General features: G+C 35.4%; 19 protein-coding genes. 8 read left to right on the top strand and 11 right to left on the bottom strand.

Annotation, left to right across the window (positions count from 1 at the left end; all coding sequences use genetic code 11):
- Positions 1-50: 50 nt before the first annotated feature.
- Both flhB and flhA read left to right on the top strand, forming a co-directional pair.
- Complete coding sequence (gene flhB / locus B6C99_RS02625; protein WP_086358398.1) at positions 51-1,181, top strand: flagellar biosynthesis protein FlhB; 1,131 nt, start codon at positions 51-53, stop codon at positions 1,179-1,181.
- A 20-nt stretch (positions 1,182-1,201) separates the two neighbouring features.
- Positions 1,202-3,289 (top strand): flagellar biosynthesis protein FlhA, encoded by a 2,088-nt coding sequence (gene flhA, locus B6C99_RS02620; protein ID WP_086358432.1) that lies wholly within the window; start codon positions 1,202-1,204, stop codon positions 3,287-3,289.
- 47 nt (positions 3,290-3,336) lie between these two features.
- On the opposite strand, the gene B6C99_RS02615 is transcribed toward flhA, so the two are convergent.
- The 3 genes from B6C99_RS02615 to B6C99_RS02605 all read right to left on the bottom strand — a co-directional run bounded on the left by B6C99_RS02615 (position 3,337) and on the right by B6C99_RS02605 (position 7,110).
- On the bottom strand, positions 3,337-4,719 hold the full coding sequence (locus B6C99_RS02615) for an NCS1 family transporter (protein WP_086358397.1): 1,383 nt from the start codon (positions 4,717-4,719) through the stop codon (positions 3,337-3,339).
- 48 nt (positions 4,720-4,767) lie between these two features.
- A complete protein-coding gene (gene allB / locus B6C99_RS02610; protein WP_086358396.1) occupies positions 4,768-6,135 on the bottom strand; it encodes an allantoinase AllB in 1,368 nt (455 codons plus the stop codon).
- A gap of 345 nt (positions 6,136-6,480) precedes the next feature.
- The gene (locus tag B6C99_RS02605) at positions 6,481-7,110 is read right to left on the bottom strand and encodes an NAD(P)-dependent oxidoreductase (RefSeq protein WP_086358395.1); all 630 of its coding nucleotides are present in this window, start codon (positions 7,108-7,110) and stop codon (positions 6,481-6,483) included.
- 134 nt (positions 7,111-7,244) lie between these two features.
- Here B6C99_RS02605 and B6C99_RS02600 point away from each other — a divergent pair, with 134 nt between their 5' ends.
- The 4 genes from B6C99_RS02600 (at position 7,245) to treC (ending at position 12,469) form a co-directional block, all read left to right on the top strand.
- Complete coding sequence (locus B6C99_RS02600) at positions 7,245-7,589, top strand: helix-turn-helix domain-containing protein (RefSeq protein WP_086358394.1); 345 nt, start codon at positions 7,245-7,247, stop codon at positions 7,587-7,589.
- A gap of 552 nt (positions 7,590-8,141) precedes the next feature.
- Positions 8,142-9,104 (top strand): trehalose operon repressor TreR, encoded by a 963-nt coding sequence (gene treR / locus B6C99_RS02595; protein WP_086358393.1) that lies wholly within the window; start codon positions 8,142-8,144, stop codon positions 9,102-9,104.
- 182 nt (positions 9,105-9,286) lie between these two features.
- The gene (treB, locus tag B6C99_RS02590; RefSeq protein WP_086358392.1) at positions 9,287-10,714 is read left to right on the top strand and encodes a PTS trehalose transporter subunit IIBC; all 1,428 of its coding nucleotides are present in this window, start codon (positions 9,287-9,289) and stop codon (positions 10,712-10,714) included.
- A 78-nt stretch (positions 10,715-10,792) separates the two neighbouring features.
- A complete protein-coding gene (treC, locus tag B6C99_RS02585) occupies positions 10,793-12,469 on the top strand; it encodes an alpha,alpha-phosphotrehalase (protein ID WP_086358391.1) in 1,677 nt (558 codons plus the stop codon).
- Positions 12,470-12,533: 64 nt separating this feature from the next.
- Here the strand turns inward: treC and B6C99_RS02580 are convergent, their stop codons facing one another.
- From B6C99_RS02580 to B6C99_RS02565, 4 genes are all read right to left on the bottom strand, one after another.
- A complete protein-coding gene (locus tag B6C99_RS02580) occupies positions 12,534-13,595 on the bottom strand; it encodes a DNA polymerase beta superfamily protein (RefSeq protein WP_086358390.1) in 1,062 nt (353 codons plus the stop codon).
- Between the two features lie 15 nt (positions 13,596-13,610).
- On the bottom strand, positions 13,611-14,366 hold the full coding sequence (locus B6C99_RS02575) for a nucleotidyltransferase domain-containing protein (protein WP_086358389.1): 756 nt from the start codon (positions 14,364-14,366) through the stop codon (positions 13,611-13,613).
- Between the two features lie 53 nt (positions 14,367-14,419).
- On the bottom strand, positions 14,420-16,000 hold the full coding sequence (locus B6C99_RS02570; protein ID WP_086358388.1) for a hypothetical protein: 1,581 nt from the start codon (positions 15,998-16,000) through the stop codon (positions 14,420-14,422).
- A 139-nt stretch (positions 16,001-16,139) separates the two neighbouring features.
- Positions 16,140-17,372 carry an RtcB family protein gene (locus B6C99_RS02565; protein WP_371265807.1) on the bottom strand — a complete coding sequence of 411 codons (1,233 nt, stop codon included), beginning with the start codon at positions 17,370-17,372 and terminating at the stop codon, positions 16,140-16,142.
- A 396-nt stretch (positions 17,373-17,768) separates the two neighbouring features.
- On the opposite strand from B6C99_RS02565, the gene rtcR reads away from it, so the two are divergent.
- Together rtcR and B6C99_RS02555 are read left to right on the top strand one after the other, a co-directional pair.
- Complete coding sequence (rtcR, locus tag B6C99_RS02560) at positions 17,769-19,388, top strand: RNA repair transcriptional activator RtcR (RefSeq protein WP_086358386.1); 1,620 nt, start codon at positions 17,769-17,771, stop codon at positions 19,386-19,388.
- A gap of 150 nt (positions 19,389-19,538) precedes the next feature.
- On the top strand, positions 19,539-20,936 hold the full coding sequence (locus B6C99_RS02555; protein WP_086358385.1) for an RtcB family protein: 1,398 nt from the start codon (positions 19,539-19,541) through the stop codon (positions 20,934-20,936).
- A 530-nt stretch (positions 20,937-21,466) separates the two neighbouring features.
- Here the strand turns inward: B6C99_RS02555 and B6C99_RS02550 are convergent.
- The 4 genes from B6C99_RS02550 to B6C99_RS02535 form a co-directional block, all read right to left on the bottom strand.
- Positions 21,467-21,928, bottom strand: coding sequence for an STY0301 family protein (locus B6C99_RS02550; protein WP_086358384.1), 462 nt, complete (start codon positions 21,926-21,928; stop codon positions 21,467-21,469).
- Positions 21,929-22,024: 96 nt separating this feature from the next.
- A complete protein-coding gene (pdxY, locus tag B6C99_RS02545; RefSeq protein ID WP_086358383.1) occupies positions 22,025-22,888 on the bottom strand; it encodes a pyridoxal kinase PdxY in 864 nt (287 codons plus the stop codon).
- A gap of 14 nt (positions 22,889-22,902) precedes the next feature.
- Complete coding sequence (locus B6C99_RS02540; protein ID WP_086358382.1) at positions 22,903-24,183, bottom strand: MFS transporter; 1,281 nt, start codon at positions 24,181-24,183, stop codon at positions 22,903-22,905.
- Between the two features lie 549 nt (positions 24,184-24,732).
- Positions 24,733-25,182: an STY0301 family protein gene (locus B6C99_RS02535; protein WP_086358381.1), complete on the bottom strand. Its 450-nt coding sequence runs from the start codon at positions 25,180-25,182 to the stop codon at positions 24,733-24,735.
- Positions 25,183-25,189: the final 7 nt, after the last annotated feature.

The following is a 25,189-nucleotide window of genomic DNA, read 5'->3' as shown; positions in this document are numbered from 1 at the left end:
TGCTATCAAAGTAAAGTGTAATTAGACAGTAAAATTGGTTTAACTGATATATGGCTGATGATAGTGATCTAGAGAAAAGTGAACAACCCACCGATAGTAAATTAAAAAAGGCTAAGGAAAAGGGGCAAATTCCTCGATCTCGTGAGTTAACATCGCTAATTATATTATTAGTTGGCATTATGTTGTTTTGGATAATGGGAACACATTTTGTTAGCAAATTAAAAACAATTATTCAACAAGCCATGTTAGTTGCCCACCGAACCGATGATGATAAACAGATTATTTTCAATTTAATTAATTTATTAACCGCTGGATTTTGGGCAATTTTACCTATTTTTGTGGGATTAGTTATTGTCGCTATCATTGCTCCGCTTAGTGTTGGTGGTTTGCTGTTTAGCCTACAATCGATTAAACCTAATTTAGGCAAATTGAATCCTATTAGTGGATTTAAACGGTTATTTAGTCTGCGAATTTTTTCAGAACTGTTTAAAAGTATTCTTAAAGTGGTTTTAATCGCTTTTGCTGCTGCCCTATTTTTGATACATCAATTTCCTAATATGCTGGCACTACCCAGTATGTATTTAAATAATGCGTTATCTCAGGTAATGCAATTGCTGATTTATGCTAGTTTATTGATTGTATTAGCCTTAATACCAATGGTAGGTTTTGATATTTTTTACCAAATATGGAGCAATTTGAAAAAGTTAAAAATGTCGAAGCAAGAAGTGAAAGATGAGTTTAAAGAGCAAGAAGGTAATCCGCAAATTAAAGGGCGTATTCGACAAATGCAGCAGGCAATGGCAAGGCGTAGGATGATGAAAGATGTCCCAAAAGCTAATGTTATTGTTACTAACCCAACCCATTATGCGGTTGCTCTGCAATATGATGAAAAAACCATGAGCGCTCCCAAGATATTGGCTAAAGGTACCGATAATATAGCGAGCAAAATCAAACAAATTGCTCAAGAGCATCAGATCCCACAATTAGAAGCTCCTCCTTTAGCTCGAGCATTATATCGCCATGGTGAGATAGGTAAATCAATACCAGCAGAGCTCTATGCTGCGGTAGCACAAATTCTCGCTTGGGTTTATCAATTAAAAAGATGGCATAGATATGGTGGTGAAAAACCACTCAAACCAACCAATTTATCAATCCCAGAATCTTTATATGTGAATAAATAAAGGTAATTGCAATTGTTATGATGAAATCAAAATTAACTAATCTATTATCAATAAATACCTTAAAAAATGGTCATTATCGAATTTTAACTGGACCAATGCTGATTCTATTGATTCTTTCGATGATGGTATTACCTTTACCAGCATTTATTTTAGATCTCTTTTTTACTTTTAATATTGCCTTATCCATTATCATTTTGATTGTGGCACTGTTTACTAAGCGAGTTCTCGATTTTGCCGCTTTTCCCACCGTTTTATTGTTTGCAACTTTATTGCGCTTATCTCTTAATGTTGCCTCAACTAGAGTGGTGTTACTAAAAGGCCATACAGGTAGTGATGCGGCTGGTCGAGTAATTGAAGCTTTTGGGCACTTTTTAGTTGGTGGTAATTTTGCCATTGGTATTGTTGTGTTTATTATTTTAGTTATTATTAACTTTATGGTAATCACTAAAGGCGCTGGTAGGATAGCTGAAGTAGGTGCTCGTTTCGCATTAGATGGTATGCCGGGTAAGCAAATGGCTATTGATGCCGATCTTAATGCTGGATTAATCGGTGAGGATGAAGCTAAAGCTCGGCGTGCAGAAGTTACTCAAGAAGCTGATTTTTATGGCTCTATGGACGGGGCAAGTAAATTTGTGCGTGGTGATGCTATCGCTGGTTTATTGATTATGGCGATTACCATTGTTAGTGGCTTATTAGTTGGGGTGATTCAGCATGGTATGACATTATCCGATGCCAGTACAACCTATGTGCTATTAACTATTGGTGATGGATTAGTTGCGCAAATTCCTTCCCTAATTATTTCCACTGCTGCAGGTGTTATTGTGACGCGGGTCACTTCACAAGAAAACATCAGTGACCAAATGTTAAAGCAGTTATTTAATAATCCACAAGTATTAATTTTAACTGCGGTTGTAATTGGGTTACTTGGCCTTATTCCGGGTATGCCAAATTTAGTATTTTTAATGTTTACGGCTATTTTATCACTAATTTCGTGGTGGTTAAGTAAACAAAAGAAACTTGAAAAGTCAGTCTCTACTCCGCAACAAAATGTAGCAGCAACTAAACCGACAAATGTTGAAGCTTCATGGTCTGATGTCAATATTGAAGATATTTTAGCGATGGAAGTAGGATATGGTTTAATCCCTATGGTTGATCAAAACCAAAATGGTGAATTATTAGGCCGAATTCGCAGTTTACGCAAAAAGTTTGCCCAAACATTAGGTTTTTTACCACCGCAAGTACATATTCGCGATAATCTCTCATTATCACCTTATCAATATAAAATTTTTATAAAGGGTGGTGAAATAGGTCAAGGTGAAATTATGAATAACAAGTGGTTAGCGATTAATCCTGGCACAGTGACCGAAAAAATTGATGGTATTGCAACAACTGAACCAGCATTTGGTTTACCTGCGGTTTGGATAGATGCCAATAATAAAGAAACTGCCCAAATATTAGGTTATACCGTGGTTGATACCAGTACTATGATTGCAACGCACTTTAATCATTTATTGCATCAATTTGCCAGTGATCTATTAGGACGTTTAGAAACGCAAGAATTACTGGAGCGCATCAAACAAGATATTCCTAAATTAGTCGAGGATTTTATTCCTGGTGTCGTACCATTAACCACGTTTCATAAAATTTTACAAAACTTGTTGGCCGAAAAAGTCTCTATTCGAGATATGCGCACGATTATTGAGACAATTTGTGAACAAGCACCTAACCAAAATGATGTTTACCATTTACTTAGTATTGTTAGAATCGCATTGGGTAGAGTGATTACTCAGCAGTGGTTTCCGGGAACAGAGCCGGTAAAAGTGATTGGATTAAGTATCAGTTTAGAGCGAATATTACTGCAAGCGCTACAAAATACCAGTAATGTTGAGCCAGGTTTGGCGGAACATATACTCCAACAGCTTCAGCAAGCCCTTAATCAGCAAGATGCAATTGGTGCACCGCCAGTTTTATTAGTTAATCATACTTTGCGGGCTATGCTGGCGCAATTTTTAAGACCTAACTTTCCACAATTAGCGGTATTATCAAATTTAGAAATTAGCGATAATCGTGAAATCAAGGTGACCTGTCAAATTGGTAGTGAATCATGATGATAACATTTAATTTACTATCTAATTTTGATGGTCACTTAATTGAGCTATTTCTTTTCAAAAATAGTTCCTTTTTTGAACGGCGAATCTTTAAAGGTAAATTTGGTTAATAAAATATAACTAATTCCACCAACAACAAAACCGACAATCCATGTTAAGCTAACTTCATAAAATGCAGCTGCTGAGCCAATCAGCATTGCTAGAATCGCTGCAGGGTTAAAACCAGCAAATTGACCGTTATTATCATATAGCGTGTTTACATCAATTTTTTGTCGACGTAATAGATAATATTCCACCAATAAAATTGCCACAATTGGCCCTAAAAATGCCGAATAAATTAAGATAAATAAACCTAATCCTTTAGCTGACGTATCTTGAACTAACACCCATGGGAAAGAAGCAATAGCTAATAAACCCGTAATAGTTACCGCCACTTTATATTTCGCTTTAGTTAATAAAGTAATTACGTAAGCAGGTGGGATGATGTTAGCAACAATATTTACGGCAATGGTACCTAATACAATAAAGGATGAGACTACAATGGTAATATATGGATTATTTACTACAATGGCGAACGCTTTAACAGGGTTCGAGTTACCGGTGACTGATGCTAACATTACACCAATAGTAATAATAAAGCCATAAGCGACAAAAATTGGTAGGAAATAGAGTAGGCCACGTTTGCGATTGCTAAAACCTGATTTTAGTTCTCGTGAATAATCAGCCGCACTAAGAAAAATTGCTGCATAATTACCCAAGAACATCATAATAAAGCCACAAAATGGTAGTCCCCAAGTTCCTTCGGCATTCACCCATTTATCGATAATAATATCTTGGTGATTGTTGAGTAATAGAATAAAGACATAAACTAATGCACACAGAATCACCACTGAAATTAGGGTTTCGACCCATTTTATGGCATGGAATCCATATAGCGATAAGGATATTTGGAAAAATTGTAAAATAAGGAAACAGATAAATACATTATCAAAATCACCATTAGAAAATATTTTTACAATTTCATTGAGTGCCGTGGCACCGATCCAACTTTGAAAACCATACCAAACAATAGCAGGAATACCGCGGAGCAATGAAGAAATAATCGCGCCTTTTATACCAAATGACATTCGCAATTGCACGACATAAGGAATACCTGATCGATATCCTAGACGGTCATTAAAGACAAAAATTGAGGTAATGATTAATATTGCGATAAACGTTGCGGCAAACGTTTGGAAAATATTCATGGTGGCCACACCAGCTACTACTAAGCTAGCACCTAAGGTCATATTACCTAAATTCATACCATCACCAATCCACATAAAGGCATAAGCCAAAGGATTCATTGTTCTATCTTTGCTAGATTTGGGTAATAACGAACTATCAATCTGCAATGGTGTCGTCGGTGACTGTGCTGTGTTATTCTTCATTATTTTCCTTTCCTACATATTTTATTTTTTATAGTTTTAATTTTATGATTAACGTCGAATAAAACTACCTCTCGGCGTTGCATCAATACCAGAATCAATCTGATAAATGGTTTTTCCCCGTAATATGGTCTGCACAACTTGAGCACCAATTTGCCTACCCACATAAGGGCTAAATTTATTACGATATTCGAGATCTTGTGCAGTTAAAACATAGTCTGAATGAGGTTTTATAAAGATAATATCTGCGTCTTTACCAATTTGAATTGATCCCTTGGTGGGTAAGTTATATCTTTCGGCTGGATTTTTAGCGATGATATCGGCAAACTGTTTTAATGACATACCACGTTTTTGAACAGCTTCATCAAACAAAATATCGACATTATTTTGCACACCTGAAATTCCTCCCCATGCATCAAACGCATTGGCTTTGTCTTTTAAATCATAGGTACATGGTGAATGGTCAGATACGGCAGTGATAATGTGGCCGGCAAAGAGATATTTCCACAAACCTTCTTGTGCTTGTTGGTCACGAATTGGCGGAGAACATTTTGCAATTGGGCCAATTGCATCTAATTGATCTGTAGTGAAATAGAGATAATGAATACAGGTTTCACAAGTAACATTAACGCCTTCTTGACGTGCTTTTATTACTTCTTCAACCCCTTCTGGACAAGCTACATGGCAAATATGAATTGGACAACCGGTTTGTTTGGCAAAAAAGATAGCTCGGCGAATAGCTTCTACTTCAGTGAATGCCGGACGAGTTGCTACGTATTGTGATAATTTGCTTTCCCCTCGTGCTTTGGCTTGTTGTCCCAAAATATCTGTAATTGCTGCATTTTCGGCATGAATAGCTAAAACTTTACCGGTTTTGGCTATTTGGCGCATCCCTTCCCATAATGCATAATCATTAACATTAGCGAAATCACCGTCAAGATTTGGATCACCACAGGTTGCCATAAAGCATTTAAACGCAGCAACACCTTCTTGAACTTGTTCTTCTATACCATTATTGGTTAGATTATAGGGAACTAATCCACCATATGAAGCAACATCAACATATAATTTACCTTCGCCAGCGGCATATTTGGTTCGCAATGTTTCACCGCTGGTGGTGGCAGGAAGTTGATTTAGTGGCATTTCGACAAAAGTTGTCACTCCACCTTTTGCACATGCTTTTGTTCCAGTAACATAACCTTCCCATTCATGGCGGACACCGCCAGGTTCGCTAATATGAACATGAATATCAACCATTCCCGGGCTGACAATTAAACCTTGAGCATCGATAATTTGCTCTGCTTGCTCCAAATTAGGGCCAATAGCAGCAATTTTGCCATTTTTTATTGCAATGTCGGTATTGGTCTCGCCTGATTCGAGAATAACAATACCATTTTTAATGATTAGATCGTACTGCATAAGCGTTTTCCCAAGTAAAGTGATAACAAATTAAACACATAATAATTCATATTATCAGTATTATTGGTATTATCAAATTATTCATAATAATCTTTTATTTATGCAATAAACATGCCAATAATCGAACAGTTAACCGATAACTGGTCTAATTTAATTTTTTTAATTGTTAGTGCACTAAAATGATCCATTTATATACCAAGGGTTGGTGTTTTTGCACTATTTTGGTTTGTTAGCGTGAGTGAGAAAATGTGGCTGGTCGAGTGGAAAGTTTAAATAATTTTCCTTACATTAAAATAACCGTTTGTATATAGGTTATCTTAATGTAAAGTTATTTATCGATATATATTATTCAGCGACAACAGTAAAACGTTGTTTGATATGTTGGGCTTTTTCTGCTTCATCAATCATAGCGACCGCATAGTCAGCGTAGCTGATTTGACTTTTACCTTGGCTGTTAACTAAGAATTGCTCACCACCAACAATATAATGACCAGTTCTTGCACCATCAGCAATAAACTCAATTGCTGGGCTTAAATAAGTCCATTGCACATCATCACAGGTTCTTAGTTGATCTAAAGCTTTCGCCATATTGTTGGCTAATGGTTTAAATTCATCAGGGAAATCTGGTGAATCAACTAGACGAACGGTATGCTCTGGGTTGACGTATAAACTGCCAGCACCACCAACAACTAATAAACGGTTAGGTTTACCGCTTAAAATATCGGTTAAATGTTTTAGGCTTGTTTGATGTAATGGTAGTGATTCAGGTGTCCAAGTACCAAATGCATCAATAATCACATCAAATGGTTTTAAATCGTCATAAGTTAATTGAAATAGATCTTTAACTAATACTTTTGCGTCGCTATTTGAACTTGGTTTACGTACGATAGCTGTGACATCATGTCCTCGTGATAATGCTTCTTTAACCAATAGTTGTCCTGATTTACCATTTGCACCAATTACTGCAATTTTCATCTTGTTCTCCTTATTACGACTTAGATAAATTAATTTTTTTAGCTTAATATCCAAAGTTTCTATTGTAAAGTAGGTACCAAGTAGTAATATAGTTACTATTTAGATACTATTGTTGAAATTAAAGGAATTTTATTATGCAGGCAATTGAAAATTTACCGCCATGTCCTGTTGAAACTACCCTATTATTAATGGGTGACAAATGGAAAGTCCTAATTGTGCGAGATTTACTGACAGGTACCAAACGTTTTGGTGAACTGAAAAAATCACTAAATGGTATATCACAAAAAGTGCTTACTTCTCATCTACGCACTATGGAAAAAAATGGCCTAATCACCCGTAAAGTATACCCACAAGTGCCACCTAAAGTGGAATATACCTTAACTGAAGTCGGAGAAAGTTTAAAACAAGTACACGATGCTATGTTAGATTGGGGGAGTATCTACAAATCAAAATATAGCACTAAAACGAGTAGGGTTTAAGCTTACTCAGAAAAGGGGCTATTCTGCCCTTTTTTAATAAGTATGCTTGGCGCTTAGCTATCACATTCTTCCCAATCAAAATAAAATTCATCTGGGTTTAGCTCTGGCATTAGATTTTTATTATGAACAATAATTATCGTCTTTGGATAGGGGTTTTGTTCAGTCTTCGATGTGGTCTATTTATAGTAATCGCCAATACCATGCCTGCGTAGGATTTGTTAAACACAATAAAGAGCTAATGCTCTGGTTGATAAATTCAATGCAATCAACGTAATGATTAAAAATCACTTATTGAGTTAATTTAAATTTTTAAATGATGACAGTCATGAGAATGATTGACTTTGCTATCAAGATTTCGCAGTCGATAACAATAAATCTATTATTAGCAATATATGCTGATGATTATAATAAAAACAAATTAAAACAATACATTAATATTATTTTCCAATAACAAATTAAGTTGTTTTGCCACCGTATAATAAGCGTCAATATCGCTATTTTCTTTAATCTATATTACTATGATTTAATTGATATTCATTCAACAAATTGATTATGAGTAAATCATCAACTAATTTAACCATTAAAGATATAGCTAAATTAAGTGGCGTCAGTAAATCGACGGTTTCACGAGTGATTAATCATGATCCTATGGTGAAGGAATCAACTCGAAATAAAGTGATGGCAATTGTTGAACAATATCAATTCACTCCTTCTAAATCAGCAAGAGCAATGCGCGGTTATGGTAATAAGGTTATCGGTATTATTGTCACACGCCTTGATTCAATATCTGAAAATCATGCAGTGCAAAGTATGTTGCCGATTTTTTATGCTAATGGCTATGATCCTATAATTATCGAGAGTCAATTTAGTGCCGTAAAAGTCGCCGAACATCTGACGATGTTAAGAGAAAAACAAGCTGATGGTATTATTGTGTTTGCTTTTACGGGATTAGACAGTTCATTGTTAACGGTTTGGCAACATAAATGTGTGGTGATTGCTAGGCCATTTCCGGCTTATTCTTGTATTTGTTATGATGATATTGGTGCAGTAAACAAAGCACTAACTTACTTATATCAATCAGAAAAACATAAAAAAATAGGTTTTATTGGCGTTGATAAGCAAGATCAAACTACCGGTGGTTTACGTTATCAGGCCTATATTGATTTTTGTACTACCTATAAAATTCAACCCAACGCCGTACTTGGTAATTTAAGTTATTATTCTGGTTATGAGCTTGCCGAATCGGTGTTAGTTCATTCACCAACAGCGATAGTTTGTGCTACTGATTCGATTGCTTTAGGCTTAAATAAATTTTTATCGGAAAAAAATATTAATAATATTGTTGTTATTAGTATCGGTAGTAGTGAATTACTAAATTTTTTATTTTCTCAAACGATAACGGTTGATCTTGGTTTTGATAAAGCTGGCATTTATGCGGCAAACGAGCTATTACTGATGTTAGAAAAACAAGTAAACGCTAAAATTATTACTGTTCCATCCCAACTATTGAAATAACTCACTGTGTATAACATTTAGCTGTGATTATTTGAAATTTGTGAGGTTTATCACAAAAAGGGAACGTTCCCATTTATTTAAATAGTAATTCCATTTATGCTTAATCTCTATCAAATTAGGATCGAAATCATTTAACTAAAAACTAAAATATTGGCTTAAATTGAAAATAAGGAGACTTAACAATGGCGAAAGCACCTAAAGTTTCAACCGCATCAATTATGCAACTAATTGAGCTGGTTGGCGGAAAAGAAAATATTGCCAGTGTCACCCATTGTTTAACCAGATTAAGATTTGCGCTTGCTGATCCGAAAATAGCCAATGTTGACGCTATTGAAGAATTACCTTTTGTCAAAGGTTGCTTTAATAACGCCGGGCAATTCCAAGTTATTATTGGCACGGATGTTGACCGTTATTACAAATTACTCACTGAACAGTTAAATATTGATGAAGCAACCAAAGAACAAACCAAAGCCGCAGCTAAACAAAATATGTCATGGTTTGAACGGTTAATCTCTAATTTAGCGGAAATCTTCGTGCCATTATTACCCGCACTCATTGCGGGTGGTTTACTACTTGGCTTACGTAATGTGATTGGTGAAATGCCAACCATTGATAATAAACCGCTAATACACACTTTTAGTTGGCTGATACCAATTAACGATTTCCTATGGTTACCGTGTGAAGCTATCTTTCACTTCTTACCAGTAGCTATTTGCTGGTCTACGGTGAAAAAAATGGGCGGATCACCCGTTTTGGGCATTGTATTAGGCATCACATTAGTTTCACCACAACTGATGAATGCTTATGATTTGGGTAAGGCCATTCCCAAGGTATGGGATTTTGGTTGGTTTACCATTGCTAAAGTGGGTTATCAAGCACAAGTTATACCGTCAATTTTTGCTGGTTTAGCTTTAGGATGGATTGAAACACGCCTTCGTAAAATTATTCCTGATTACTTAAATCTAGTGATTGTGCCAATCGTTGCCTTAATGGTATCAGTCGTCTTAGCTCACTTTGTTTTGGGGCCTATTGGACGCATGCTTGGCGATGGTATCGCTTATGTGGTTAAGTATTTAATGACTGGTGATTATGCCTTTATTGGCTCTGCTATTTTTGGCTTCTTCTATGCACCTTTGGTTATTACTGGTATTCATCACACCACATTAGCTATCGATATGCAGATGACCGAAAGTATGGGCGGCACACCTATTTGGCCAATTATTGCCTTATCCAATATCGCCCAAGCATCAGCGGTGGTTGGTATCATCTTAATAAGTAAAAAACATAATGAACGAGAAGTATCCATTCCTGCGGCAATATCTGGTTATCTCGGTGTGACAGAGCCAGCGATGTATGGTATCAATTTACGCTATAAATTCCCGATGTTTTGCGCCATGATTGGTGCCGCTTGTGCTGGATTAATCTGTGGTTTATATGGGGTGTTATCCAATGGTATCGGCGTGGGCGGATTACCCGGTATCCTATCGATAAAACCAGTCTTCTGGTCAATTTATGCCTTAGCAATGTTGGTAGCGATTGTAGTACCAATCGTATTAACTGTCATTGTTTACAAAATAAAACAGAAAAAGGGCACGTTAAATATCCGATAACGGTTATAAATAGGGGATTCACCACGGTTTTGACTGCTGGTGAATTTGAATCTACTGATTAAAAATAAAGAGCAAGCGATGAATAAAATAGCTATTCCATGGTGGCAAAACGGTACCATTTATCAAATCTATCCTAAAAGTTTTCAAGCCAGTCAAGATCAGGCAACCGGTGATTTGTTAGGTATTATCAGCCGATTAGATTATCTAAAAAAGCTTGGTATTAGTGCCATTTGGTTAACGCCAATTTATCCATCACCGCAAATTGATAATGGCTATGATGTTGCCGACTATTACGATATCGACCCAGCCTATGGCTCAATGGATGATTTTGAATTACTGATTAAACAGGCGCATGAGCGTGGCATCCGCATTATGATGGATATGGTGTTCAATCACACCTCGACCGAGCATCCATGGTTTAAATCAGCTTTAGATAAAGCCAGCCCGTACCGCTCATTTTATATCTGGAAAGATGCTAAGGCGGACGGTAGCGAGCCCAATAATTGGCGCTCCAAGTTTGGTGGTAAAGCATGGCAATGGCATGAACAATCTGGGCAATATTACTTACACCTATTTGCCAAAGAGCAAGCTGATCTTAATTGGGAAAATCCACAAGTTCGCAACGAAATTAAGAAAGTATGTCAATTTTGGGCAGATAAAGGCGTTGATGCATTAAGACTGGATGTGATTAATTTAGTCTCCAAACAACAGGATTTTGCTGATGACAACAATGGTGATGGTCGACGTTTTTATACTGATGGCCCCAAAATCCACGAGTTTTTACAAGAGATGAGTCGCGATGCCTTCCAACCTAATGATCTCAAAACCGTTGGTGAAATGTCTTCGACCTCATTAGCTAACTGTTTGCAATATGCCTCGTTAGACGGAAAAGAGCTCACTATGACTTTTAACTTTCATCATTTAAAAGTTGATTATCCAAATGGCTATAAATGGGCATTAGCTAAACCAGATTTGCTTGAGTTGAAGAATATTATTGGTGATTGGCAAACTGGGATGCATGCTAAAGCATGGAATGCCATTTTTTGGTGTAATCATGACCAACCGCGAATTGTGTCACGCTTAGGTAATGAAGGCCAATATCACCGTGAATCAGCGAAAATGCTTGCTATGTTACTATATGGATTACAAGGTACGCCATATCTCTATCAAGGTGAAGAGATCGGCATGACCAATCCGCACTTTAATAGTATTAACCAATATCGTGATGTCGAAAGTTTAAATATCTACCAAGAAAAAATAGCTGAAGGGATGAATGAAGCGGAAATTTTAGCAATTTTAGCGAGTAAATCACGTGATAACAGTCGTACGCCTATGCAATGGGATGATAGCTTAAATGCTGGTTTTACAACGGGAAAACCATGGATTGAGGTGGCAAATAATTACCCTCAAATTAATGTCAAAGCTGCATTGGCTGATCAGAATTCGATCTTTTACTGCTATCAAACATTAATTAAGTTACGCAAAGAGTATCCAATCTTTATTTTTGGTGATTATCAAGATTTAACCGCCAATATTGCTGATTATTGGTGTTACTTGCGCCGTTATAATAACCAACAACTATTAGTGATAACCAATCTAACCGAAAAACCGGTTAACTGGCAGTTACCAAAAACCTTACAAGGTACTAATTGGCAAATATTATTGAGTAATTATCAGCAAGCAACCGCATTTGACTCTGAAATTCAATTAAGACCATACGAAGCATTATATTTATTGGCTGGTGATGATAAATAATAAGCTTTAGTAAAATTGAATGTAAAAAAGCGCCGTTATTAAAATGAGCGCTTTTTATTAATCATTATGATTGATATAAGTGATTACGCATAGTTAGTAAAACTGCTAATGCTTTTTGGCGATTAGGTTGGTCAGGTAATCGCGATGACAATGATGCGGTTTCAATTTTTGCTAATAACGACTCAGCAAGTTGCATAATCTCATCATAGCTTAATTTACCTTGCTTAATGGCTAACAGTTCGTCGCGATTAGGTCGTTTATTGGTAATGGTTCCTTTTGTCATGATTTCGTAGGCAACTTGCAATAACCGAATGGTATGCATCATGTTTTTAGCATCAAAGTCATTGCCATTTTCAATATTATTTTTATAACGTTGTTGATTACGATTGGCGACCCATTGCCAATACGCTTTATAGCCACTGCAATGCGATGAGAAGCCATCACGATTAAAACTCAAATAAGCCATCACAGGGGTGTCGATTTTCACCGAAGATAAACAGAGTTCCGTTGAATCTTCATGCTGAATAATGCCATGATAACCACAACTACCTAACTCGTCATAGAAAAGGGCATATAAATCCTTACCATGAGGTATATTAACTAAACCACAACACTGTTGCTGTAAACCATTTTTTGTTAACCAGTTGGTCATTGGATAAGTATGTTGCCCTTGAATAATATAACAAAAATCCAGTACTGTTTTTCGTTTAACTTCCACTGGGTTATTGATTTTTTTATTCAATCCTTTAGCTTTTTTTATTTTCGATATTGCATAGTGAGCAAATGTTTGTTCGGTTTGTTTAGATAAAAAAAGATCAAGGGTCAACTGCTGCATAATCGGATGTTGATATAAAATACATTCTGAGCTGGAAGCTAACACTTCTAAAATATTAGGGTTATTTTTAAGCAGTAATTCAACAAACCGGCCTAATTCATAATAGACAATATCATTTGAGGCATTACTAATTTGCGGAATGTATTCAAGTCCATAAAATTTTTCTTTTGGTAGATAAAATACCCCTTTGATATCAGTATCCGATGTTTCAGTGGCTAATCCAAAAGCACGGCTACCACTGATAACCTCAAATAAGATTAAATTTTGCCTTTTTAAATCATCAATTGTCATTTGATATTCTTTTCCCTATTGCAAATCCATCAATGTTTTTATGAAAAATTGATCTAATTTAGCTGGTTTAAAATGCCGTTCTGTTATTGGTGCAACCTGTTGCAAGATATCATTCATTGATTGTTCAATAAATAGTAATATTTCAGGATCGATAGCGATAAGTTGTGATTCAGCCATGGTTGCTTTTTGCTCAATAATCTTATTGATTTTGTTACGTAAATTTTCGGGCAATAGCGCCAATAATGGTGCTATTGCCATCGGCGCGATTTGCTGTTTTTCCAAACACCATTTAGCACATAATAGTAGTCTTAACACATAAAATAACTTTTTGACACCAATTTGTTGCTCTTCACTACTTTGCCAAGCACTTTTCGCTATACCTAAATAGTGAAAAATATTACCGCGAGCATTAAAAAATTCTGCGCATAATTGCCATAATGGCTCAGCAATTGCAGCATTTTGCTTATAAATAATTGGTGACTGCAACCACTCAAATGGCGTAGTATTGGATTTGCGAATTAACTGTAACGTTTTTTTCAAATCCCACCCATGTAAATCCAACTCATCGTCGATTGGAAAAGTCAGATGAGAAGCAGGATTATCAATTGATAAATATTTATCAATTGGATGAATATAAATAAAACGAACATCATAATCACTATTTGGTGAGGGAAATCCCCATGCTCGGCTACCAGACTCACAGGCAAAAATGATATTGATGCTATATTGTTGTTCTAATTCAATAAGTTTTTCTTGTATACGGTTTTGCATTTTCAATAACATCCTTATTAATTTTTATAATAACCATCAATTGAATAAAATTTTTAATCATTCATTTCAGCTATTAATGCGGCTAAATCTTCTTTAATCTCGTCATCAGGTTCAATGATTGCCAATTCTTGTATTGCTGTTTTGATATTGTCTGACCATAATGACCGATCCCAAGCTTTTATAGCATTTAATGCCATAGTTCGATGTCGCATTAGCGGGCTTTTTAAAGCGATTAATAATAAATCTTCACCAACCTCAGGAAAACGATCAAGTTCTTGTAATATCAGTAATAATATATAATGTGCATCATCTTCGCCGAATCCATCATCCAATGTAGGTCCGGTTGCGAGTTTAGCAAAATCATATTGTTGATTAGCTAATTGAATAACTTGTTGGATTCTTGATATTGAATCACTTTGCATCAAATCATTCCACTGATCACCATTATATTTTTTCTGATATTCAAATCGTGCAGGCCATGCATCAAAACCATATTGAGAATAAAGTTCTGCTGCTAGCGAAAATTGATTCTCATTGTTAGCCGTTAGGTTTTCTTCAATCAATTCTAACCATTTATCTTGTTGAATAAACTGATTAGCTTTTTCGATTATTTCATCTTTTATTTGTTCGTGCCAGTTAGGCGTATTTTCATCTACCTCCTCAGCAACAAAATTATGTATTAATTTGACCGCTCGTAATATATTCAGATCGACTAAGTTTGGTTGTTTAAGTAGATGAGTTAAATAATTGGCACAAACTTGAGCAGCAACATCATAACAATATATATCCTCAGCAGGCCCACCGTTAATTAATGCTTCTAGAATTTCACCGATTGAGCTAATTAATTCATTATCAATACTCTCTTGCTCTAACACCTTATCTAATTCACCAGCTACTGCGCAGGTATAAGCAAGATATTCATTCATAATGCTATTTTGATAACCAGCTCTTAACAACCAATCTTTGCTTGCTGATGATAATGGATAGTTGGTTAACCGTTCGACGATTTGAATACGTCCCCAACCATCAACTTTTTGAGCTAGTTTCATTAAGGTATTTTCAATATCATTTTCAGATGATAATGTATTTTCTAATGCAATAGCAGAATATAAGCTAAACTCATTATGCATACCGAATAACATAAATAGTTCGGTTTGTTCGGTGGTAAAAGAACCCAATATAGCAATACTAAATTTAATGATTTCACGATCAGGGCTATTAATGGCTAACCAATAGATAAACTCATATAATTTATCAAAATCAACATCAATGTTCGGTATTGCTTCAGCTAAATCATCAATAAAGCTTAATGTTCGTTCAGTGGTGACTAAATTATACAGTTGCTCAATATCTGACTGATTAGGTTGTATTGTTATTTGTTGAAGCAACATTAGCATATTTTCTGCACAATTTTGTTCTGTCGATGCACCGTGATGATTGATAACACCATCCATTGCTCCATCTGCCCATTTGAATTCGTTATTATCCAAAGATTCATCAGGGAGCGTTTCCGCTATCTCTGGTAATTTATCAGCATTTTGATAAGGGAGTAAAAACTGATAAATACTGATTCTATTGTTATCCCATACTATTGGGAATGGTTGCTCAGTTGTTGTGTTTAAATTCGTTGTCATTGTTTATCCTTAAAATATCTTATCGTTATCGTGAATGATTAATTGTTTATATCAAAATGCTATAAGTAATCATTAGTTATCATATTATTACCATCATCATCATCATCATCATTATCGAGGAAGTTATCCTCGATATCATTTATCCTTTCACACAGACCACTTGTCGTAGTTGATGAACAATCTCAACTAATTCATTTTGTGCCGTCATTACAGCATCAATATCTTTATATGCCATTGGGATTTCATCAATCACATCAGCATCTTTTCGACATTCAACGTGTGCAGTGGCTTTCATTTGATCTTGAATAGTGAACATTCTTTTGGCTGCAGATCGGCTCATCACTCGTCCTGCACCATGAGAACAAGAGCAAAAACTTTCTTCATTCCCTAATCCGCGAACAATATAGCTTTTCGCACCCATCGATCCAGGAATAATCCCTAATTCCCCTTTACGGGCAGATACTGCTCCTTTACGTGTCACAAACACATTTTGCCCAAAATGATGCTCTTTTTGCACATAGTTATGATGACAATTTACGGATTGTATATAACTAGTGAACTCAATATTTAATGTATTTCTAATAGCCATAATTGTGTTATGCATCATAATTTCACGATTTAAACGAGCAAACTCTTGCGCCCAATTTACTGCCATAAGATAATCATCAAAATGTTCAGTACCTTCAACAAAGTAAGCTAAATCATTATTTGGTAAATATTTATCAATAAAATAAGTCTCCATATCCTTTTTGGCTAATTTAATAAAAAATTCACCGATAGCATTACCGACCCCACGCGAACCACTATGTAACATAATCCAGATTTGTTGATTTTCATCTAAACAAACTTCGATAAAGTGATTACCCGCTCCTAGTGTCCCTAAATGACAGTAATTATTTGTTTTTAAAAAACACGGATATTTTTCGGTTAATTTCTCAAATCCTGGTAAAAGTTGTTGCCAATATTGATCTACAATTGCTGGTGCATCTTGCCAACTTCCCTGATCTTGACCCATATTTTTAGGCGTTGAACCATGTGGCACGTTTTTTTCAATAGCTAAACGTAAAGGCGCTAGGTCATCAGGTAAATCAGACGCAGTTAGTGACGTTTGTACAGCCATCATTCCACAACCAATATCCACCCCAACGGCTGCTGGAATAACAGCGCCTAGAGTAGGAATAACGCTCCCGATTGTTGATCCTTTACCCACATGGACATCAGGCATTACTGCAATGTGTTTAAATATAAATGGCAATTGTGCTGTTTTTAGTAATTGTTCTTTGGCTTCTTGCTCGACTGGTACACCTTTAGTCCACATTTTTACTGGTCTTGAATTTTCAGTTTTTATTACTTCATATTGAATCATTTTTATCTTCCTTTTAAATCTAGGCAAAATGCACTCCGCCAGTGGTAATATCTTTATATTGGTTAGATTGCACTAAAGAATGTTACCGTTTAACCGTTCGTTTATGACCAAAATTCTATTGGTACATTGCGCTATGAACGCTTTAGTGCTGGTATCTTTTATCACCACAAAGTGACTTAATTATTTAATTTAAACCATCTCAACATATCTGAATATGTTTGCTTAGGTATAATTAATATTGCGAAAAGCGTGCCAATTAATAAAAAAAACTAAAATTATTTTTTAATTACATGTTTTTAAATGAAATAAATTTTTTCTTTATTATTGATTAAAATTTACATAGTTTTTTTTAATGGTATTTTTTATAATTTTAGATATTAATTTATAAAAATAGATAAGTTTATGAAAAAGAATGTGGTGTTTGGTTTTCTCGGAAATGTCCTTGATCAACGAGGCAAAGGTAAACGACGATGGAAGCATTGGCGACCAACCATTGCTTTATGTCATCATGCCGATAAACCTATTTCTCGTTTAGAATTACTTTATTATCAAGATGATTATCATCTTCTTTGTGAAATCATTAATGATATTAAACTGTTATCACCACAGACTGAAGTTAGACCAATAGTCATAGACATAGCCGATCCATGGGATTTTGAGCAAGTTTATACTTGCTTATTTGATATTGCCGAAAAATATACCTTTGAGCCTGATAAAGAAGAATATTATGTTCACATTACTACTGGGACACACGTTGCACAGATTTGCTGGTTTTTATTGACTGAATCACGTTACTTTCCGGCCAAATTGCTCCAAATGTCACCGCCACAACCAAAAGATATTAGCGCTAGCAATCATGAGTTAAATGACGATGACATATTGGCAATGACTCCTCGTGGCACAATGAATCAGATTGATTTGAATCTACATCGATATGATAAGATCCTGACTCGTTTCCAACACTATGCATCTCAGGCCACCGATCTTTTAAAATCGGGTATTGCAACCCGTAATCAGCGATTTAATCAGCTAATAGCCGAAATAGAACAAGTAGCTAGTCGATCACATGCGCCGATTTTATTGTCTGGGCCAACTGGTGCGGGTAAATCATTTTTAGCTAAACAGATTTATTTACTCAAACACAATAATCATCAAATTCAAGGGCAATTTGTTGAGATCAACTGTGCAACATTACGCGGTGATGGCGCCATGTCAACCTTGTTTGGTCACGTTAAAGGTGCTTTTACTGGTGCCAATATTGCGCGCACCGGATTACTTAAAAGTGCCGATGGTGGCTTATTGTTTTTAGATGAAATTGGTGAATTAGGTCTTGATGAACAAGCAATGCTATTGAAAGCGATAGAAGAAAAACAATTTTATCCGTATGGCAGTGACAAACCGATTCAAAGCAATTTCCAATTAATTGCTGGTACTAATAAAGATCTCAAACAGGCTATAGCACAAGGAGAGTTTCGTGAAGATCTTTTTGCAAGAATTAATCTTTGGAGTTATCAATTACCAGGATTGGCGGAAAGAAAGGAAGATATCGAACCCAATATAGATTTTGAGCTAGCCCGTTATGCCAAAGAATATGGCATTATGCCACGATTTAATCAACAATCTCGTAATGCCTATCTGAAATTTGCCACTTCTCCTCAAGTAAAATGGCAAGGTAATTTTCGTGAACTCAATAGTTCGATTACCCGTATGGCGACATTAGCACCACAAGCCAATATTACATTACAACAAGTTGAGCAAGAAATCGGTCGTTTACAGCAAAATTGGCAACAACCAACCAAAAGCTATAACGATTTAATTCCAACTGAAATTGATGAATTTGATCGCTGCCAGTTAGAAAAAGTATTAGAAATATGCCAAAACAGCGCCTCCTTATCTGAAGCAGGCCGAGCACTATTTGCTGTTTCAAGAAGCAAAAAACAGCGCAGTAACGATGCTGATCGTTTAAAAAAATACTTAGCTAAATTTGGCCTGAGTTGGGAAATAATACACAGTAATAATTGATGATCTAATAAAAAAATGATTTATCAGTTTACTTTTTAATAAACTTTAGTCTAGAATACGGCCGCTTTCCTGAATAGTGCTGCTGCAGGAAACAGTAATTATCTTCTCAAATTGAGAGGACGGTATTTTATTGTTTTCTAGGTGGCTATTATGTCTACATTTACCCGTTTACAAAAACGTTTATCCCGAAGTGGGATTGAAACTCATTTTAATAATGATATTTACACATTTAATAAACAAGATATTACGGCACAAGTATTATTACCTAATCCGTTACCTTTAGAAGAAAAAGCGGTTGAGCAATTACTCGATTTTGCATCGGTAACAATGCCCAATAGTGATGGCAAAGTTTGCGCTGCAAGGGCTACGCCAGACTTTCATCCTGGTGCGATTGCACCAGTTGGAAGTATTGTTGCCACGACTCCTGATTTAATTATTCCTGCGGCGATAGGCACGGATATTAATTGTGGGATGCGCCTGTTTACTACTGGCTTAAGTCTTAATGAGGTGGATGAACAAAAATCAAGTCTCATTGAACAATTGAAACAAGTGTTATTGCACGATGAGCGCGATGTGCCAGTTACCCCCACTTCTTTTCAGGCTCTTTTTGATGAAGGTCTTGCAGCTTGGTTAGGAGCTTTACCGCAACAAGGTTTATGGAATAGTGTCGATTTTGAGCGGCTCTCGCATGAAATTAGTAAAATTTCTGGCAATGATTTACTTTCGGCGGATAGTCAGTATGCTCCCGAAGCCTTTTTTGAAAAACGAGCGATTATTCGTCCGGCAAGTCTGGGCACAGTAGGTTCAGGTAACCATTTTGTTGAATTACAAATTGTTGATGAAATTATTGATCGCCATGTCGCTTATCAATTAGGTTTAAAGAAAGGTGCTATTGTGGTGATGATTCATACTGGATCACGTGATGTCGGTTTTTATATTGGCAAGCGTTGGCAAGATAAAGCCAAAGCATTATGGCCGGTCGATCAAAAATACCCTAAATCAGGTTTATTTGCTTTGACAGACAATCATGCTCAAGAGTATTTGCAAGCGATGGGCGTTGCTGCTCGTTATGCTTGGATAAATCGCATTGTGATCACAGAGCTAGTGCGTAAAACGTTTAGTACACTCTTTAAGCAAGATGCTAGTCAACTATTGGTTGATATCTCACACAATGTCATTTTTCCTGAAAATGGCATGAATATTCATCGCAAAGGTGCAACACCTGCACATTTAGATGAAATAGTATTGATACCAGGCTCTATGGGCGATTATTCTTATGTTGCAATAGGGAAAGGTCATCTTGATTGGTTATGGTCTTGTTCGCATGGCGCTGGACGAGCTGAAAAAAGGCAAACAATGCGCAGTAAAAAATTGGCCTCTGATAACGCCTTATTGCCATGGCAATGCGTTACTTTAAAACAAGAGCGACTATTTGAGGAAGCGCCTGCTGCATATAAACCGATTACGCCAGTCATTCAAGCACAAGAGAATGCCGGTTTAATCCAAACCGCTGTCAGACTTAAACCTTGGATAACCTTTAAAGTATGATGTAAAAAAAATGTCAGTTTCTTCAAAAATTTGCATCTATATAGCGAGTTAATAAAGATAATGACTAATGTCATTATCTTTATTATATTAGTTTTATCATTTCTGATTTGATTTGTTATTTTAATAAATCATCAATAACCCGCAGCTAAACCATCACCACAAGGATCGATTGCACCCATTAATCTATGATTATCACCAGTAATTAAAATTGCTCAACATAACCTTACTGTGTTTTATCGCATCTATTTTCTTATTAAGAAGAATTAAGACGGTATAAACTCCTTAATTATTTTTACAAATAATGAATACAGGAAAAGGCATAATTTTTTCATTGTTTAAAACTACTAATATCTTATTTTCTTGTTACAAACTTTGATATAGTTCTTATTAGTTCAACTAATGACATCTAAGCATAGATTAAAATATGCTAAATTTGATAAGGCGATAAGACAATTATCAAATTGATTAAGTATAACAAACGCTATATTGAAGATACGTAAATTCAAAGGTTTAATATTAAACAGTGAAACTTATTCCACTTCTTGCAATTTGCTGGTACTACAGATAAGTTTGGCTGTTGTGTGTTGATTTTCATCATTTGCATAAATCGCCCAGCAACTTTTCATCGATGAATCAATTTTTTTTGCCAATTGTACTTCCTCACCATTATAGCTACATTTAACGTAGTTTCCATTTTCATCATAGGCTGAATTGATTTGCCATGTGAGGTCATGTTTTTTGCCATCAATAATGCCAATTTCAGGTTTTAATTCAAATAATTTAACTGGTTCATCGGAATAAACACCAAGACTAGTGAGTAGCAGGCTACGATTTTTGTTGATTGAAACTTGCCAACCTTCAGGAGTTGCTTCAAGTTCGGAATGATCGGATTTAATATTGATTCGCGTTGGACAATCAATTTCGTAAGCAGTAGCAACCCCAATAGTTGCCAACCACGCTGTTGCAATCAAACTAGTTCGGTAACCTTTCATCTCATCCATCCTGTTTAAATGACATATTAATCTATTATTAGTGCTGTTAATTAATTATGCCAATAATCTAAATTGAATTGTTATTAAAATGCTGTTTTATAATAATGGTGTTGCTCGATACTGTAAATCAGGTTTTTTCAGCCAGTCCTGTGAATCAATAATCGCTAGTTCTCTAACCTCTTTTTGTTTAGTAACAGCTAATACATGATTCGCTGCATTGGCGGCTAGTTCAAATGCATTTAATTGTGATTTGCCATTGATTAAGTGAGCAGTGAACAAACTACAGATTAAATCGCCAACGCCCAATGGACGATAAGAAAAATCATATAATGGACGGGTAAGGTGATAACTTTGCGATGGTGAGGCTAATATCATTTCAAACAATTCTGTGGTTTTGCCGGCATGGACTAAATTCTTAACTAAAATTGCTTGGATAGGTTGATGTTGCAGTTTTTTGATTGCTGTTTGTACATCGCTAAAGGTTTTAATTTCGATATTCGATAATATCTGTAATTCTAATAAATTCGGCGTGATATAGTCTGCATGTTTAATCGCTTGGTTAGTGAAAAAGTCAATAATATTTTGCGGTAGCGAACTCCCTTTATTAATATCTCCGCCCATAACCGGATCGCACACATAAATGGCGTTAGGGTTATAATATTTTATCTTTTTTACTGCTTCAATAATTTCTTCACCTTGTTCGGCAAGGCCAATGTAACCTGATATGACGGCATCAATTGATTTTAAAACGCCAATTTTTTCGAGACTATTTACGATCCGTGTAATTTGCTGAGCCCCTAGCACAATACCATCATAATCGGGATAAACCGTATTACTCGATAGTTGTACTGTGTGGATCGGCATGACTTCAATGCCTTGTAATTGCATGGCTAATGTGGCAACTTTGTTGCCTGCATAGCCATAAACAACATTAGATTGAATTGATAAAACGGTTTTCATAAGTAGTTGCCTTTTTATTCATCATAATAGTGATAATGGCTTAAAAGATAGATGCTGATAATAGATAGCATTGCTAATCCACAATAAAATAGCGCTAATGGTAACCAATAAGTTTGGTAGGTAAAGATAATATAACCCCCGAACAATGGAATAAGACTACCAAAAATAGCTGCACAACCTTGATAACTCATGGATAGTCCAGTATAGCGAATTCTAGCAGGAAAAATTCGGCTTAAATAACCCGCTATCACGCCATAGAAACCACTGTAACAGATCACATTTAATGAAATACCAATAATAAAACTAGTTTTTGTTCCTGCTTGAATAATTGGGAATAACAAAAATACGGATGCCATAGCTAATATTGCTGAAATAATTAAAAAACGTGTTGCTGAAAACTTTTCTGAAAAATAAGAGATAAATGGTTGCGCAATAAAGTGTACCATTGCAATCCAAAATAAAGCATCAACGATGATCTTCTTCTCAACACCTAGTGCCATTGTTGTATAACCAATCATTAGCGTATTAGAAAAAATACCACTAAATGATAGTACATTGGCGCATATAGCTAATACCAATATTGGCGTTGCCCGTTTAAACACCTCAATAATTGGCACCGACTCTTTTTGTTTCAAGCTAGCTTGCTTTTTAGCTGATTCGATAAATACGGGTGACTCGGTTAAGGTAATTCTGGCAATAATACCAACAATTAATAAAACAAAACTGACTAAAAATGGGATACGCCAATAACCGCTATCTATAAGTTTATCGGTAGGCAAGCTAATGATATAAGAAAAGACCAATAATGCGAGAATATTACCAGCCGGACTCCCCCACTGAGCAAACGATGAGAAAAAGTTTTTTAAGCCTTTGGGAGCATGTTCATTAGCCATTAATACTGCGCCACCCCATTCACCACCGACAGCAATACCTTGTAAAATACGTAATCCAACTAACAGTATCGGTGCGATGATTCCTGCTTGTTGATAAGAGGGTAACAAACCAACACATGTTGTGGCAATACCCATTAATAGCAAGGTAATAATTAACGATTTTTTCCGCCCTAATCGATCGCCAATATGACCAAAAATTATTGCGCCTAATGGTCGAGATAAAAAACCTACTGCAAATGAGGCAAATGCCCCTAAAACTTGTACAAATTGATTATCAGAAGGAAAGAAAAGCTGACCAAAAATTAAGACTGATGCTAACGCATATATATAAAAATCATACCATTCAATGGTAGTACCAATAAAAGCAGCAAAAGCGACTTTTTTAGCTGATGAATTGGGCATAGTTAGACCTTGCTAAGTCAATGACTAATGTAAAGTTGTAAAGACAAAGAAACTAACACAAAACCATTAATATCACAATTTGTTATCTGATAAGGGAAGAAAAATTATGTAAAAAGATAGAGGTGATTATTTTTATTTTAATACGATCTTTTAATAAAATGACTGGTCTTAAGCAACGTATTGTAATTTACTTATTAAAGTTTTAATCGCTTAATATTATTAAAGGATATTCAATACCGTTATAATATATATTTTCTTATTGTTGATTCAGTAATTTCTTCAACAAATTTCCCTTAGCTATTTACTTTAACAATACTATTTTGCTCATTATCGTAAATAATCAGATACTAAAGGGAAGTTTTTTCAATTTTAGTTTTATAAAAAGTAATTTATGTTTTTAATAATTTTAGAATTTATAATAAAGATTTGTTTTGCATAAATTATACTTAATCTTATTTTGGTACTTATATCGGATCTCTTATAAAATAAGATCATCGGTAACATCTTTAGTTGGAAAATATTAAATTCTCTATTGTGTATTCAAGAAAACTATTCAATCATTTCTAACTCTTGTGTACTGCAAACAAGTTTAAATTGTGGGTATCCAGACTCATTTTTAGATTCAATACTCCAACAGCTTTTCATGGAAGGGTCAATTTTCTTTATTAAGTAGATTCCTGAATAAGAGCAACTAACATAACTATCTTTTTTATCATAGATAGAACCAAGCTGCCATGTGGATTCATATCTTTTGCCGTTAATGATTCCTGGCTCTGGCTTTAACATACCTAAATAAACAGGTTTATCATAATAAACGTCAATTCTATCAAGAAAATGAATAAGGTTTTTTTTGTAAGACATTTCCCATCCATCTGGTATATCTTTAATTTCTGGTTGATTGTATTTAACTTCAATTTCAGACGGGCAAACAATTTCATATGCACTGGCAGTGCTAATCATACCTAAACAAATGGAAGCGATGATACATGCGATTTTCATTTTCTTA

Source organism: Gilliamella sp. N-G2, from assembly GCF_002142215.1.
Taxonomy (GTDB): Bacteria; Pseudomonadota; Gammaproteobacteria; order Enterobacterales; family Orbaceae; genus Gilliamella.
Note: the sequence above shows the minus strand (reverse complement) of the source record. Positions and strands in the feature narration are given on the sequence as shown.